Genomic DNA, 13,710 nt, shown 5'->3' on the forward strand with positions numbered 1-13,710 from the left:
GCGGGTGCCGTCTCGCTGCACCTCCGGCGCCGGTCCCGCCGGCGACGTCACCGCCGCCCCTGGCTGGTTGAAGAGCGACGATGGCGCCGGGTGACGAGTACCCAGCGAGAGCCGCGTCAGTCGCCCGCCTCGTGTCCCGCCGTACCGGACGAACCGGACGCCCCACCCGCTCGACCCCATCTGTCGGACCGGTCCCCTAGGCTTGACGCGCGCCAATCGCGGTCGAGCAAAGGCCGCCGGCGGGGTACCAGTAGGAGTTTTCGCATGGAGCCACACGTCGTGGCGGGCACCTCGCCCAGACACGGGGTCGACACGGTCTTCGGGGCGTCCGACGACGCCGACGAGCAGCTGACCGCGGTCGAGACCTACCTCCTCGAGGCGCTCGAGCGCCTCGACGCCGCCGAGTCACGCGCCCTCCAGCTCGAGGCCGCCCTCGCCCACAGCCGTGACATCGGCGCCGCCATCGGCATCCTCATGGCGCTGCGTCGCGTGACGCGGGAGCAGGCGTTCGACGAGCTCCGGAGGGCCAGCATGGCGCGCAACGTCAAGCTGCACGTGCTCGCGCTCGAGGTCGTCGAGACGGGGCGCATCGATCAGTCGTGACCCGCGGGGCCGCCGCCCCGCCGGCACCCCGGCACGTCCCCGTCCCATCCCTCGGGATGAGCCTTTCGCCGAGGTGCTTCTGCTGGGCGCCTCCGAGAGGCATGATGTCGATCGGTGACCTGCGCACGTGGCCAGGCCGGGAGGAGCAGGATGCAGCCGGACGGCGCTGCGCACGAGCCGCGGCCGCAGGACGCGCCGGAACCGGCCGCGGCCGGGCCGGGTGAGCCGGGTGAGCGGGGTCGCAGCCAGGTGCGCCGTGAGCTCGGGTCCGGCTTCCGCCGCGCACTCGGTCTCACCGCCCTCGGCACCGTCCTGCCGGGCGCCGGGCTGACGCAGACCCGCAGCCGCTGGGTCGGCTGGACCATCCTCGGCATCACCCTGGCCGCGGTCGCCGGGGCGGCGTACGCCGTGCTGACCCAGGGCGTCACGAGTGCTGCGCTCACGGTCGTCGCCAGGCCCGACCTGCTCCGCGGAGCCGTCGTCGTCATCGCGCTCTGGGGCCTCGTCTGGTGCGCGTCGATCGTCCTCACGGCCGTCCAGGCGCGACCGGGTACGCTCGACCGCGGCCGCACCGGCCTGCTCGCCGCCTTCACGACGCTCATGGTGCTCGTCGTCGGCGGCGGGGCCTTCACCGCCGCGGACTATGCCCTCATCACCCAGGACACCGTCGAGGTCGTCTTCTCGGCGCCGCCGTCGCGACCGGGCGTGGGCGCGAGGGTCGTCGAGGGCGACGACCCGTGGGCCGAGCAGGCCCGGGTCAACCTCCTGCTGCTCGGCTCCGACGCGGGCTCCGACCGCATCGGCACCCGCACGGACTCGATGATCGTCGCGAGCATCGACACGCACTCCGGGCGCACGACGCTCATCTCGATGCCCCGCAACCTGCTCAAGGCTCCGCTCGCCCCCGGCAGCCCCCTCCGCGCCCGCTACCCGTCCGGCCACTTCGGCTCGCCCGAGCGGTCCTGCGCCCAGAACGAGCCCGGCGCGACCGGCCAGTGCATGCTCACCAACCTCTACAGCGAGGCGGAGGGGTATGCCGTCGACCACCCGGGCGCCTACCCCAAGGGTGTCGTGCCGGGCCGGGAGGAGATCCGCGGCACCGTCCAGCAGATCGTCGGGCTGACGATCGACCACGTCGTCGTCATCGACCTCAAGGGCTTCTCGCTGCTCATCGACGCCATGGGCGGGCTCGACATCAACGTCAAGGACGCCGGCACGGGCGGCCCGCTGCCGATCGGTGGGCGCGTGACCGCCGACCAGCGCATCGTCGGCGTCAAGGCGTGGTTCACGCCCGGGCGCCAGCACCTCGACGGGTGGCACTCGCTCTGGTACGCCCGCTCGCGTGCCGCCGACAGCGACACGTTCCGGCAGGCCCGGCAGCGGTGCGTCGTCCAGGCGATCGTCGGGCAGGTGAACCCGGCCGAGATGGTGGCGCAGTACCCCCAGCTGGCCCGCATCGCGCGCGACAACATCTACACCGACATCCCGGCCCGGAGCCTGCCTGCCTTCGTCGACCTCGTCGAGCGGGTGCAGAAGGCCAAGGTCAACAGTGTGACGCTGACCCTCGACGACGGCATCAAGCCGTGGGACCCCGACTACGCCAAGGTCCGCGCCCTCGTCAGGAAGGGGATCGCCGCGCCGAAGCCGGCGAAGACGCCGACGCCGACGTCCACGACGCCCGGTTCCGCGGGCGGCACGGGCGCGGCGACCCGGACGCCGCGCACCCCCGCGACGCCGAGCCCGACGACGACGCCGTACGCGCAGTGCTGAGGCGGACCCGGAGCCCGCGGCTCCGGGTCCGCCCGCACCGGCGACCACCTCCACCGCCTGAGGATCACCCCCGACGGGGGAATCGCCCGACGCGCGTCCCGCCTAGCGTGACGGCCATGAGGACCAGCCCGATCGTCGTCGCCGCGCTCCTGTCGGTCAGCGTCGTCCCGCTCGCTGCGTGCACCTCGCAGCCGGACCCCGTGCAGGCGCGCATCACCAACCCGGCGCGTGGCACGAGCGTCAACGCCGAAGTCGGTTCCCTCCGGCTCCTCGCGACGCGCATCGACGCCCCGGAGGACCGGAAGCTGCTCACCGGCTCGAACACGGGGCTCTTCACCACGCTCGCCAACGACGGAGCCACCGCGGACCGGCTCGTGGCCGTGAGCACCGCCTACGCCAGCCAGGTCATCACGCGCCAGGGCACCGACGGGCCCGAGGGCCCCGTCCAGGTCGACGTCCCCGCCAACGGGGTGGTCTCGCTGCAGTACCCCGGCGGCCTCCACCTCGAGATGGTCGACCTCAAGCTCGACGTGCGGGCCGGTCGGCTCCTGCCCGTGACCTTCCGCTTCGAGAAGGCCGGGAGCGTCACGGTCAACGTCTTCGTCGACGGCTTCGGTCTGCCGACCGTCTCGCCCGTCTCCCCCGTGGCACCGGCGACGAGCTGACCGGGGCCGACCCGCCAGACCCGCGAGCGCCGAGCTCAGTCGAGAGGATCGCGCCATGGACCCCGACCACTCACCGGGTGAGGCCACCCGGGCTGCGTTGACCCGCAGCCAGCTCATCGACCTCACGACGACAGGCCGGCGCACCGGCCGACGACGGCGTATCGAGATCTTTCTGCACCATGACAACGGGCAGCTCTTCATCACCGGGATGCCCCGGGCCGACCGGACGCGCGACTGGATCCACAACATCGAGGCCGACCCCCACGTCGTGGTCCACCTGAAGCAGTCGGTCGTCGTCGACGTGCCCGCCACGGCGCGCGTCGTCACGGACCCTGACGAGCGCCGGCCCTTCATCGAGGCTGCCGCCAGACGTTGGCGGCGCACGGACGTGCCGGAGATGCTCCGGTACAGCCCGCTCATCGTGCTCACGGTCGATGACTCTTCCGACCACTGACCCCACGACCGGTCGACGGCCGCTCGTGATCCGGACCGACGAAGGGGCCGGCGACCGCCGTGGCCACGTGGGCTGAGTTCGCCGACGCCGAACCAGATCTCGCGGCCTTCGCTCGGGAGCGGATGGCGGGTCGGATCGTCTACCTGGCCACGCTGCGGCTCGACGGTGGCCCACGTGTGCACCCGGTGTCCCCGTGGCTCGCGGCCGGGCTGCTGTGTGTGTCGTTCCGCGACACCAGCCCGAGGCTCCGCGAGGTGGGACGTGACCCGCGGTACGCGTTCCACACGGCGCAGCCGTGGGACGACCACACCGGCGACCACGGGGAGTTCATGGCACGCGGCTCGCTGGAAGAGCTCGCTCCCTCGCACCCCGCAGTGGTGGCGCGCCCGAGCCAGACGGCATACGGCCTGGTCCACTATGCGTGCTCGGTCGCGGAGGCCGTGGCCACGGAGTACACCTACGAGGAGATGCCCGTCCGCCGACGGTGGACGGCGCCTCCGTCGGCGTGACCGGGTGGCGGCGACGTCACCCACGGGGCCCCAGGCGTGCCTCGCCGGACCCGACTACACCTGGGCCAGGTCGAGCACCTGAGGCGGCTCGCTCCAGATCCGGCGGGAGACCTGCTCGGGATAGTTCGTGACCTCCGGCTCGGCATCGAACAGTCGCGTCGCTCCGGTGTCGTAGGAGGGCCACCCGGGGTCGCCGTTCGTCGCGAACGCCGTCCACGCGCTCCGCATCTGCTCGGACACCGCCTCGGCCTCCGCCGTGGGGCGGCCGATGAGCAGGGCCGGCTGACCGACCGTGAGGGTGCCGAACACGAGCGGCACGTCCAGCCCGTGGCAGGCCCCGAGGACCCCGCCCATGCCGGGTGCCGGCCAGGTCAGCTCGTAGAGGTGGACCCGGCCACCCGCGGCCAGCTGGGCCTCGGCGAGGTGCAGGGACGGCATCCGGAAGAGCCAGTCCGACCGCACCACGTCGTAGAGCTCCTCGGGGTCGGGGAAGCTCTCGCGGTAGCGCCCCGGGTCGGGGCCGAAGATCTCGGCCGCCTCGAAGGCCTGCGCCTCGGTGATCGCGCCCAGCTGCCCGCTCAGCGCCGTGAGCAGCCGCTGCTCGTGGCGCGTGTGGCCGACCATCAGCTCGACCCGCCCGGTCAGCCCGAGCCACGGGGTCGTCGGGAGCACGTCACCGTCGACGACCGGCGCCAGGGGGACGTGTGCGTGGGCCGCGCGCCCCCAGCGGTCCGCGTGCAGCCCCATCGTCGCCGCCACGGCATCGGCGGCTGCGGGCAGGGTCCGGGGGTCGGCCGCCGGCAGCTCGGAGGGGTCCAGTCCGAGCTCGGCCGCGCAGGCCCGGGTGATGTCGGCGGCCAACCGAGGGGTGAAGAACGTGCCGGGCAGGCTCTGCGCGACGGCCCGGTGGAAGAGCCCGGAGGCGCGGGGCATGGCGAGCAGCGCCGCCACCGAACCGCCACCCGCGGACTGGCCGAAGACCGTGACCCGCTCGGGGTCGCCGCCGAAGGCGCCGATGTTGTCGCGGACCCACTCGAGCGCGGCGACCTGGTCCAGCAGCCCACGGTTCGCCGGCGTGCCGTCGACCCAGCCGAAACCGTCCAGGCCGACCCGGTAGTTGAAGGTCACGACGACGACCCCGCCGCGCGCTAGGAGGCCCCCGTCGTACTCAGGCAGGCCGGACGTGCCGAAGAGGTAGGCGCCTCCCTGGATCCAGACCATGACGGGTGACCGGCGCCCCAGCCCCGGCGACCAGACGTTGACGGTCAGCCAGTCGTCGCCCTCGTCGGTCGGGGCGTCCATGCCGAAGGCGGCCGACTGCGGCGGCGGTGGACCGAACGCGCGGGCCGGGCGGGTGCCGGCCCAGGGCCGCACCGGTCCGGGGGCTGCGAAGGGAGCGGGCGGGGCGGCGTACGGGATGCCGCGGAAGACGGCGAGGCCGCCCTCGGTGGCGCCGCGCACGACGCCACCCGTGACCTCGACGTCGATGTCCACCCGACGATTGTCGCCGCGACCCCGGCCGCGGGGCCAGCCCATTTCGCCGGGGTCGGTCCGCGCCGGAGCGGCACGGACGGCGTTCACCTGCCGGGCGTGGCCGGCCTCTCGAACGCGCAGGCGAGCTCGATGAGCAGCCGGCTCCCGAAGCCGGTGGCCCCCTTGTTGCGCCAGCCTCTGGCCTCCGGCAGCTGTGCCGTGCCCGCGATGTCGATGTGGGCCCACGGCTTGTCGCCGACGAACTCCTCGAGGAAGAGGGCCGACGTGATCTGGCCGGCGTTCGGACCGCCGAGGTTGGTCATGTCGGCGATCGGCGAGTCGAGCTGCGACCGGTAGCGGCGATGCAGCGGCAGCGGCCAGACCGGCTCGTCGACCACCGCCCCCGCTGCCCGGACCTGGTCGACGAGCGCGTCCGAGTTGCCCATGACACCGGCGATGTCGACACCGAGGGCCCGCAGGCACGCACCGGTCAGGGTGGCGATGTCGACGATGGCGTCGACGTCGAGCTCGACGGCGAGAGCGAGCGCGTCCGCCATGACGAGACGTCCCTCGGCATCGGTGTTGAGCACCTCGACGGTCTTGCCGTTGCGCATCCGGAGCACGTCGCCGAGCTTGAGCGCCGAGCCGGAGGGCATGTTGTCGGTGCACATGAGGTAGCCGGTCACCTCGGTCTGGCAGCCGACGGCACGCAGCGCGGTCATGGCGGCGAGCACCGTGGCAGCACCGGTCATGTCGTTCTTCATCTGCGCGTGCGACTCGTCGCTCGGCTTGAGGCTGATGCCGCCGGAGTCGTACATGATGCCCTTGCCCACGAGGGCGAGGTGCCCGCGCGACTCGCCCTCCGGCACGTAGTGCAGACGCACCATGCGCGGCTCCTCGACGCTGCCGAGGTTGACCCCGAGCAGCCCGCCGCACCCCATCTCGACGAGCTCGTCGAGGCCGACGACGTCCACGTCCAGTCCGGCGTCGGGGCCGAGCTCCTGTGCGACCTCACCCATGCGGGTCGCGGTGAGCGCCGCGGCAGGACAGTTGGCGAGGTCGCGGCCGACCGCTGCCGCTCGCGCGAGCACCTCACCACGACGGACGCCCTCGACGACGGCCTCGGAGTGCTCGGCGGGGGCGATGAGGACGAGCCGCTCGAGGACTGGTTCGTCGTCGGTCTCGCTGATCCGGAAGCGCCATCGGGCGAGGAGGACACCCTCGGTGGCGGCGCGGGCGAAGTCGGCCGGCGACACGCCGATCTCCCGGTCGGGCAGCTCGACCGCGAGGCGGGTGTGCAGGGGCACGGCCCGGGCGAAGGTCGCGGCGAGGTCACGCACCGCAGCCTCGTCGATGTCGTCGACCGCCCCGATGCCGACGGCGACGAGGGCTCGGCCACCGCTGGGGATCACGATCGTCTGCCCGCGCTTGCCGGTGAAGCCGGCGGCGCCGAGGGCGGCCGCGTCCTGCCCGAGGTCGGCCGGCGGCTCGGCGCCCTCCGCCACCGGCACCGCGACCGCCCCGACCTCGTCGGCTCCGGGCAGGTCGGTGACGACGTCGACCGTGACGGACGACCGGGTCGACGGGATGGGATCCAGAGTGCGCATGGCAGGAGTGCTCACGCCGACTCCTTCCGGAGACGTTGGTCTTGGTCCTAACGAGCATGGCCGCGCCGCCCCCGCGACCGATTCACCCGTCGTGGGTGACCGCACCACGCCTCCCGGCACGGACGATGGGGCGATGAGCCCCGCGACGACGAGCCTGGTGGTCCTCGCGGCAACCGTCGTCCTCTTCATCTGGAACCGCCTGCCCGTGGGCGGGGTGGCGGTCCTCACCTGCCTCGCGCTCTACGCGACGGGACTCGTCGACGCGGACACGGCCCTGTCCGGGTTCGGCGACCCGGTCGTCGTCTTCATCGCCTCCCTCTTCGTCGTCAGCGAGGCCATCGACTCGGCCGGTGTGACGACGTGGGCGGGCCAGCGGCTCATCGACGTCGTCGGTGACGGAGCGGTGCGCCTCATGGTCGCGGTGCTCGGTCTGTGCGCGGTCCTGACCGCCGTCATCACCCTCAACGGCTCGGTCGCCGCCCTCCTGCCCATGGTTCTCGTGCTCGCCACCCGGATCCGGCGGTCGCCCTCGCTCATGCTCATGCCGATGGCCTTCGCCGGGAGCGCCGGATCCCTCCTCGCCCTGACAGGCAGCCCGGTCAACGTCATCGTCTCCAACGCTGCCGTCGACGCCGGTGTCGAGCCGTTCGGCTTCTTCGACTTCGCCGTCGTCGGCCTCCCCCTCGTCATCGGCACGGTGACGCTGGGGGTCCTGCTCGGGCCACGGGTGCTGCCCCGCCGGTCCTCCTCCCAGCCGGTCCGTGACCTCGGTCGGCACGCGAGCCGGCTCGCCGCCTACTACGAGCTCCACGACGGCTTCTACCGCCTCCGGGTGCGCCCGGGGTCGCCCGTCGTCGGGGTGCCCGCGTCGAGACTCGACCTCGCGGCATACCCGGGGGTGACCCTCATCGGCGTGCAGAGTGCCGGCGGTCACGCCGTGACGGGAGCGACCCCGGTCGGGGACGACGACGTCGTCGTCGTCAGCGGGGCGAGCGATGCCGTGAGCCGCCTCGTGCCCGAGCTGCGCCTCGCCGTCGCGATGCGACCGGTCACGGTCGAGTCGGCCGGCATCATGAACCGCGAGGTGGGCGTGGCCGAGGTCGTCGTCCCTCCACGCTCGCCACTCGTCGGTGAGACGTCCTTCCCCGGCCAGATGCGTGGCAGCGACCTCGTCGTGCTCGGGATCCGCCGGCTCGGGAAGGACCTGGGTGCGACGCCGCACGAGCTGACGGCCGGGGACAGCCTCCTGCTGCACGGCACGTGGACGTCGATCGAGGAGCTCGTGCACGACCGTGACGTGCTCCTGGTCGACTCCCCGGATCTCGTTCGGCGACAAGCAGTTCCGCTCGGTCCACGGTCGGGCCGGGCGATCGCCGTCCTCCTCGTCATGGTCGTCCTGCTCGCACTGGGACTCGTGCCGCCGGCGATCGCGGGCCTCGCCGCGGCCACCGCGATGGTGCTGACGAGGGTCGTCAGCGTCAACCAGGCCTACCGCGCCGTCTCGTGGCAGACCGTCGTGCTCATCGGCGGCCTCATCCCGCTGTCGACCGCGATCGAGACGAGCGGCGCGGCCGACCTCGTGGCCAGGGGGCTCATCGACGTCGTGGGCGAGGGCCGGCCCTACCTCCTCCTCGTCGCGCTCTTCGGCCTCACCGCGGTCGTCGGGCAGGTCGTCAGCAACACCGCGACGGTGCTCATCGTCGTGCCGATCGCGGTCGCAGCGGCCCAGGAGACCGGCGTCTCGGTGCTCCCGGTCCTCATGCTCGTCGCGGCCGCCGGGGCCGCGTCGCTGCTCACCCCGATCGCGACGCCCGCCAACATGATGATCATGGGCCCGGGCGGCTACCGCTTCGGCGACTACTGGCGCCTCGGTCTGCCGGTCCTGCTCCTGTGGCTGGTCGTGGCCGTCATCGTCATTCCCCTCGTGTGGCGCTTCTGACGGCTGCCGCCTCGGCGACGTGGGCGCGCCGCCACCGCGTGACCGTCACGGTTCCGAGTGCGAGCGGAACGAGCATCCAGCACACGCGGAAGACGACGAGCCCGGCGACGGCCTTCGTCTCGAACGGTCCCTGCTCCAGGCCGAGGATGGCGATGACGGCGGCGTCGAGCACCCCGACGCCGCCGAAGGGCAGCGCCGTGAGGGGGTAGCTGACGAGCAGGGCCACGACGATGGTGACGGTGGGGGCCACGAGCGCCGGCACGCCCGCGAAGCGCAGCGACAGCACGAGCAGCAGCGCCTCGCTGAGGACCAGCCCGACCTGGCAGGCCATGGCCCGGCCCCAGCCGCGGCGCAGCACGTCGCCGGCCTGCCGGACGAACTCGGTGGCGCGGGTCGACCACGCCGCGGGATCGACCCGCGGGGTGACGCGCCGCAGCTGGTGGCCGACCCATCCAGCGGCACGCGCGGCGGGCCGCTCACCGCGCGACGCGATGACGAGCCCCGCGACGACGACGAGGCTGACAGCGCCGCTCGAGACAGCAGTCCAGACGTATGCCGGCTCGGCCTGTCCCGCGACCGCGGCCAGTCCCAGCCCGAGGACGGGCGCGCCGAAGCGCGCGACGTAGTAGGTCAGGGTGTTGAGCGAGATGCCGGCGATGGCCTCGGCGGACGGGATCCCCCACGACCGGAGCATCGCGATGCGCAGCACGACGTCGCCCGGTGGGGGTGCGACCGTCGCGACGAGGTTGGCCGACAGGTCGTTCGACACCGCCCGGCGCAGTCCGAGGGACGGCACGAAGACCGCGAGCGGGCCGGCGTTGAGGCACTGACGCAGCGCGACGACGCACAGCAACGCCAGGACCTGGACCGGAGCCAGGCCGGTGACGGCGTCCCACACGGCCGACCAGTTGACGCGTCGCACGACGCGGGAGAACCACCACAGCGCGACGAGCGTCAGGCCGATCCGCAGGGCACCGACGAGCAGCGCCCGCCGACGCAATGACCGCAGCGACTGCTCGGCTCGCGACGGCGGCTCCTGCGGCTGCTCGGACCGCCATGGCTCAGGGGGGCCAACCGCAGAGTCCCCCACGGGCTCCTGGGTCACCGGCGCTAGTCCGGGAGTCGCCGCAGCTCGAGGAGCGTGAAGCCGAGGTCCTGGAAGCGGTCGAGGATGCCGTGCAGGTGCGGCGCGTCGACGACGTCGCCGTACATGACCGAGCCCAGCGCGCCGACCTGGACGGTCGACTCGTCGAGCTCCGGGAAGGCCGCGCGGGCGACCTCGGGGATCTGCTCGGCCAGGATGAACTCGTAGCGCACGCCGCCCCCTTCGCGGGTCGGGCCGGATGCCGAAGGCTCTTGATCCGATCGTGCCGGTCCGGGTGCGTCGTGGCGTCACCCCGGGCGGGTGACCTCGACCTGCCGGCGACCTAGAGGAGCCCGAGGCGGCGCGCTGCGGCCACCGCGTCGCGGCGCGACCCGACACCGAGCTTCTGGAAGAGCGAGCGCATCTGCGTCTTGACGGTGTTGCGGCTCACGGCCCGCGCGTCGGCGATCTCGGCGACGGTGAGCAGCGATGGCAGCTCGCGCAGCAGGCTCAGCTCGCGGGCGCTGAGGGCGACGTCGAGCAGCGGCTCCGGCCGCAGGTCCGGAGCCTGACGGGAGTGCTCGCGCAGCTCGAGGGCGAACGGCTCGAGCTCGCCGAACCGTCCCGCACCGACGGCGAGGACCTCGGCGACCTCGGGCGCGACCTCGAGCACGGTCCGGAGCGCGTGCTGGGGAGCGGCTCGGGTGAGGGCGACGACGAGTCCCTCGTGCGCGACGGTGGCCTGGGCGTTGCGGTGGGCCACCACCGCCTTGACGAGGTGCGCCGTGACCGCCGCGCGCAGGGGAAGCACCGCCGGGTCGACCGCGAGCAGGGGCGCGACCGCCGATCGGGCAGCGGCGTCGTCGCCGTCCCACAGGTGACGCACCCCCGACATGACGGCGACCTCGACCTCGCACCCGGGCAGCCCGGCGCTCAGCTGCTCGACCTCGAGGGCGAGTCGCGGGAAGCCTGCGAGCAGCACGATCCGATGCGCCCGGGACAGCTCGCCCACGGCGAGGTCCGCGGTCATCGACAGTCGCGACACGTCCCTGGCTCCGGCCATGACCCGGGTGACCACGTCCTGCCGGGCACCGGGCTCGTCCGCGGCCTCCTCGAGATCGAGGTCGGCCTCGAGCATCCGCGCGAGCCGACCCAGCTGCTCGAGGCCGCGTGCCGCGGTCGTGTAGGCGTCGTCACCGGACTCCCCCTCCCCGGGCGCGGGCGCGGGCGCGGGCATCATCGACGAGACCTCGGCGATCAGCGCGAGGGCGGTCACGTTGCGGTCCCGCGCGGTCGCGATGTCGAGGACCTGATGGGCGCCCCACGCCGCGAAGACATGGGCGGGCAGCAGCCGGGGCGACAGGGCCCACGGCGTGCCTTGCGCCTCGGCGAGCACGCGTTCGGACCATGCCGTCATCTCGACGAGGTCCTCCTTGCCGGCCGCGACCGACGCGAGCCCGACCATGGCCTGAAGGGCGGACAGCAGGTGCCCGGCACGGCGGGCGGTCCCGAGGGCCGCACCGTAGGCCGTCCGGGCGTCGTCGAGACGTCCGGCGCCGAAGAGGACGCCACCGCTCGTCAGCTCGTCGAGCAGGTCGAGGTCTGCCCGCGCATGCTCATGGGGCACGCGACCCATCTGCCGACTTCGCTCCGAAAGCCTCTCTCCCACAAGAGGGCTCGCGACGGGATCGTCGAGGGGAGGCACGACGTGGCCGCGCGTGGACCGGCTGCCCGACCACGTCCGGAAGGTGGAGGACAGCTCGGCGGCCAGCCCGTCGGCGACCCTCTCGTCGCCGCTGGGCTGGGCGCCGAGTCGCGCGGCCGTGTCAGCGACCGAGCGTCGGCCCACGTCGTCACCGACGAAGGAGAGCCAGCGGAGGCCGACCGCCAGCAGACGCTCGAGGGGCAGCGCACCGGGATCGTCGTGCCCGGTGCCGTCGGGCGCCGGCTCGACGTCGGCCTGGGCACCATCTGCCTCGCCCGCGAGCCACGTGTCGGGCTGCGTCGCGAGGGACACGAGCTGGATCCGGGCGGCCTCCGGGTCCGACAGGTCGAGGCTCGCGAGGGCTGCGACCGCGGTCATGACGGGGTCACCGATCGGGACCGTGCGCACGGCGGCATCGATGTCGGCGGCCCGGCCGTCGAGCAGCAGGTGGAGCGCGTGGTGGTGGATCACGTCGCTCATGAGGTCGAGATCCCCCGCCGCCTCGGCGTGACGCAGCGCCCGTCCCGGGACGTCGTGGGCGGCATACCACCGCGCGGCGCGGGCGTGGACCTCCCGGGCACCTCGGAGGCTGCGGGACTCGAGCATCGCGCCGAGGTAGCTGCGCAGCAGCACGTGGTAGCGATAGGTCGGCGGCCCGACCCGGTCGGCGGTGACCATGGCGTTGTCCGACGAGAGCGCCTCGAGCAGCGCACCCGCGTCGTCGCGCCCGGTCACGGCGGCGGCGAGATCGGGCGTGAGGTCCTCGAGGACCGAGGTCGAGACGAGGAAGTCACGCACCTCCTCGTCGAGGCTCGCCAGCACCTCCTCGACGAGGTAGCCCGACATCGCGCGGTGGCTCCGTGCGAACTCGCGGAGGAAGGCGTCGGCGTCGCGGCCGCGCGCCAGCGAGACGGCCGCCAGGGCGACTCCGGCCGCCCACCCCTCCGTGAGCTCCTGCAGGTGGCGCACCTGGCCGTCGTCGAGGGCGACGTCGTGCCGGGACAGCAGCTCACGGGTGTCGTCGACGGAGAAGCGCAGCCGGTGCTCGCGCACTTCGAGGAGTCGCTCCTCGAGGCGCAGGCGGGCCAGGTGCAGTCCCGGGTCGGCACGCGTGCCGACGACGACGTGCAGGTGCGCCGGGGCCCAGCGGACGATCAGCTCGACGAGCTCGACGCACCGCGGGTCGCGGACGAGGTGCAGGTCGTCGAGGACGAGCCACGTGTCCGCCGGAGCCTCACCCGCGAGCTGGACGAGACGGGCCACGAACGCCTGCCCGACCCGGCTCGGGACCGTCTCCGCGTCGGCTGCAGGGACGTGGGCGCCGACGGCCGCCCGGAGGGCGCCGAGCAGCGTCTCGCCCATGACCTGGGGGTCGTTGTCCTCACGGTCGAGCGAGGCCCAGCCGACGAGGTCGCCGCGCTGCTCCAACGCGCCCGACCAGTCGGCGAGCAACGTCGTCTTGCCCGTGCCGACGGAGCCGGCGACGAGCACGACCGTGCCGCTGGCACGCTCGGTCGCCGAGTCCAGCGGGAGCGGCGCCGGGATCGTGGCACGTCGCACCGTGCGAACCGTGAGGCCGGGCGGTCGGTGCTTGGGCGAGCGCCGGAGGGCGGCGGAGCCGCGCCCGTCGATGTGGCCGTCGGTCGTGCGCGCAGTCCCCGAGTGCACGGCGTCAGCCCTGGCCGGAGGACGCTGGAGGTCGCCCGGAGGTCTCCGGGGGGTCGGCGGCCTGTCGGTGGGAGGGAGGACGTGCTGGGAGGGTCATCACGGTGCACTTTCGTGAGGGGTCACGCCTGCGACACGTTCGGGCCGACCGCTCGACCGCCGGCTACCGCGGTGACCGGCCGCTCGGCCCGGTTTCACCGTACCCCTGCCCACAGCCGTCGTTCAGGATTCAGGCG

General features: G+C 73.5%; 11 protein-coding genes. 6 read left to right on the plus strand and 5 right to left on the minus strand.

Annotation, left to right across the window (positions count from 1 at the left end):
- The first annotated feature begins 264 nt into the window (after positions 1-264).
- The 5 genes from ASE25_RS23015 to ASE25_RS01385 all read left to right on the plus strand — a co-directional run bounded on the left by ASE25_RS23015 (position 265) and on the right by ASE25_RS01385 (position 4,001).
- Positions 265-603 carry an ANTAR domain-containing protein gene (locus ASE25_RS23015; protein ID WP_056771306.1) on the plus strand — a complete coding sequence of 113 codons (339 nt, stop codon included), beginning with the start codon at positions 265-267 and terminating at the stop codon, positions 601-603.
- 150 nt (positions 604-753) lie between these two features.
- Entirely contained in the window at positions 754-2,373 is a 1,620-nt protein-coding gene (locus ASE25_RS01370; RefSeq protein WP_056822225.1) for an LCP family protein, read from the plus strand.
- A gap of 116 nt (positions 2,374-2,489) precedes the next feature.
- Positions 2,490-3,038 carry a copper chaperone PCu(A)C gene (locus tag ASE25_RS01375; RefSeq protein ID WP_056771314.1) on the plus strand — a complete coding sequence of 183 codons (549 nt, stop codon included), beginning with the start codon at positions 2,490-2,492 and terminating at the stop codon, positions 3,036-3,038.
- Between the two features lie 55 nt (positions 3,039-3,093).
- The gene (locus tag ASE25_RS01380; protein WP_056771317.1) at positions 3,094-3,492 is read left to right on the plus strand and encodes a nitroreductase family deazaflavin-dependent oxidoreductase; all 399 of its coding nucleotides are present in this window, start codon (positions 3,094-3,096) and stop codon (positions 3,490-3,492) included.
- Positions 3,493-3,551: 59 nt separating this feature from the next.
- Positions 3,552-4,001, plus strand: a complete 450-nt coding sequence (locus ASE25_RS01385; RefSeq protein ID WP_056822228.1) for a hypothetical protein — start codon at positions 3,552-3,554, stop codon at positions 3,999-4,001.
- Between the two features lie 54 nt (positions 4,002-4,055).
- On the opposite strand, the gene ASE25_RS01390 is transcribed toward ASE25_RS01385, so the two are convergent.
- Together ASE25_RS01390 and ASE25_RS01395 are read right to left on the minus strand one after the other, a co-directional pair.
- Positions 4,056-5,495 (minus strand): carboxylesterase/lipase family protein, encoded by a 1,440-nt coding sequence (locus ASE25_RS01390; protein ID WP_056822230.1) that lies wholly within the window; start codon positions 5,493-5,495, stop codon positions 4,056-4,058.
- A gap of 83 nt (positions 5,496-5,578) precedes the next feature.
- The gene (locus tag ASE25_RS01395) at positions 5,579-7,096 is read right to left on the minus strand and encodes a M17 family metallopeptidase (protein WP_235508492.1); all 1,518 of its coding nucleotides are present in this window, start codon (positions 7,094-7,096) and stop codon (positions 5,579-5,581) included.
- 118 nt (positions 7,097-7,214) lie between these two features.
- Between ASE25_RS01395 and ASE25_RS01400 the strand changes: the two genes are divergently transcribed.
- The gene (locus ASE25_RS01400; RefSeq protein WP_056822235.1) at positions 7,215-9,020 is read left to right on the plus strand and encodes an SLC13 family permease; all 1,806 of its coding nucleotides are present in this window, start codon (positions 7,215-7,217) and stop codon (positions 9,018-9,020) included.
- Here the strand turns inward: ASE25_RS01400 and ASE25_RS01405 are convergent.
- The 3 genes from ASE25_RS01405 to ASE25_RS01415 form a co-directional block, all read right to left on the minus strand.
- Complete coding sequence (locus tag ASE25_RS01405; protein WP_056771335.1) at positions 8,995-10,020, minus strand: lysylphosphatidylglycerol synthase transmembrane domain-containing protein; 1,026 nt, start codon at positions 10,018-10,020, stop codon at positions 8,995-8,997. The genes ASE25_RS01400 and ASE25_RS01405 overlap by 26 nt on opposite strands.
- A gap of 110 nt (positions 10,021-10,130) precedes the next feature.
- Positions 10,131-10,337, minus strand: a complete 207-nt coding sequence (locus tag ASE25_RS01410; RefSeq protein ID WP_056771338.1) for a hypothetical protein — start codon at positions 10,335-10,337, stop codon at positions 10,131-10,133.
- 110 nt (positions 10,338-10,447) lie between these two features.
- Positions 10,448-13,477, minus strand: a complete 3,030-nt coding sequence (locus ASE25_RS01415) for a LuxR C-terminal-related transcriptional regulator (protein ID WP_056822237.1) — start codon at positions 13,475-13,477, stop codon at positions 10,448-10,450.
- Positions 13,478-13,710: the final 233 nt, after the last annotated feature.

Source organism: Terrabacter sp. Root85 (assembly GCF_001429185.1).
Taxonomy (GTDB): Bacteria; Actinomycetota; Actinomycetes; order Actinomycetales; family Dermatophilaceae; genus Terrabacter.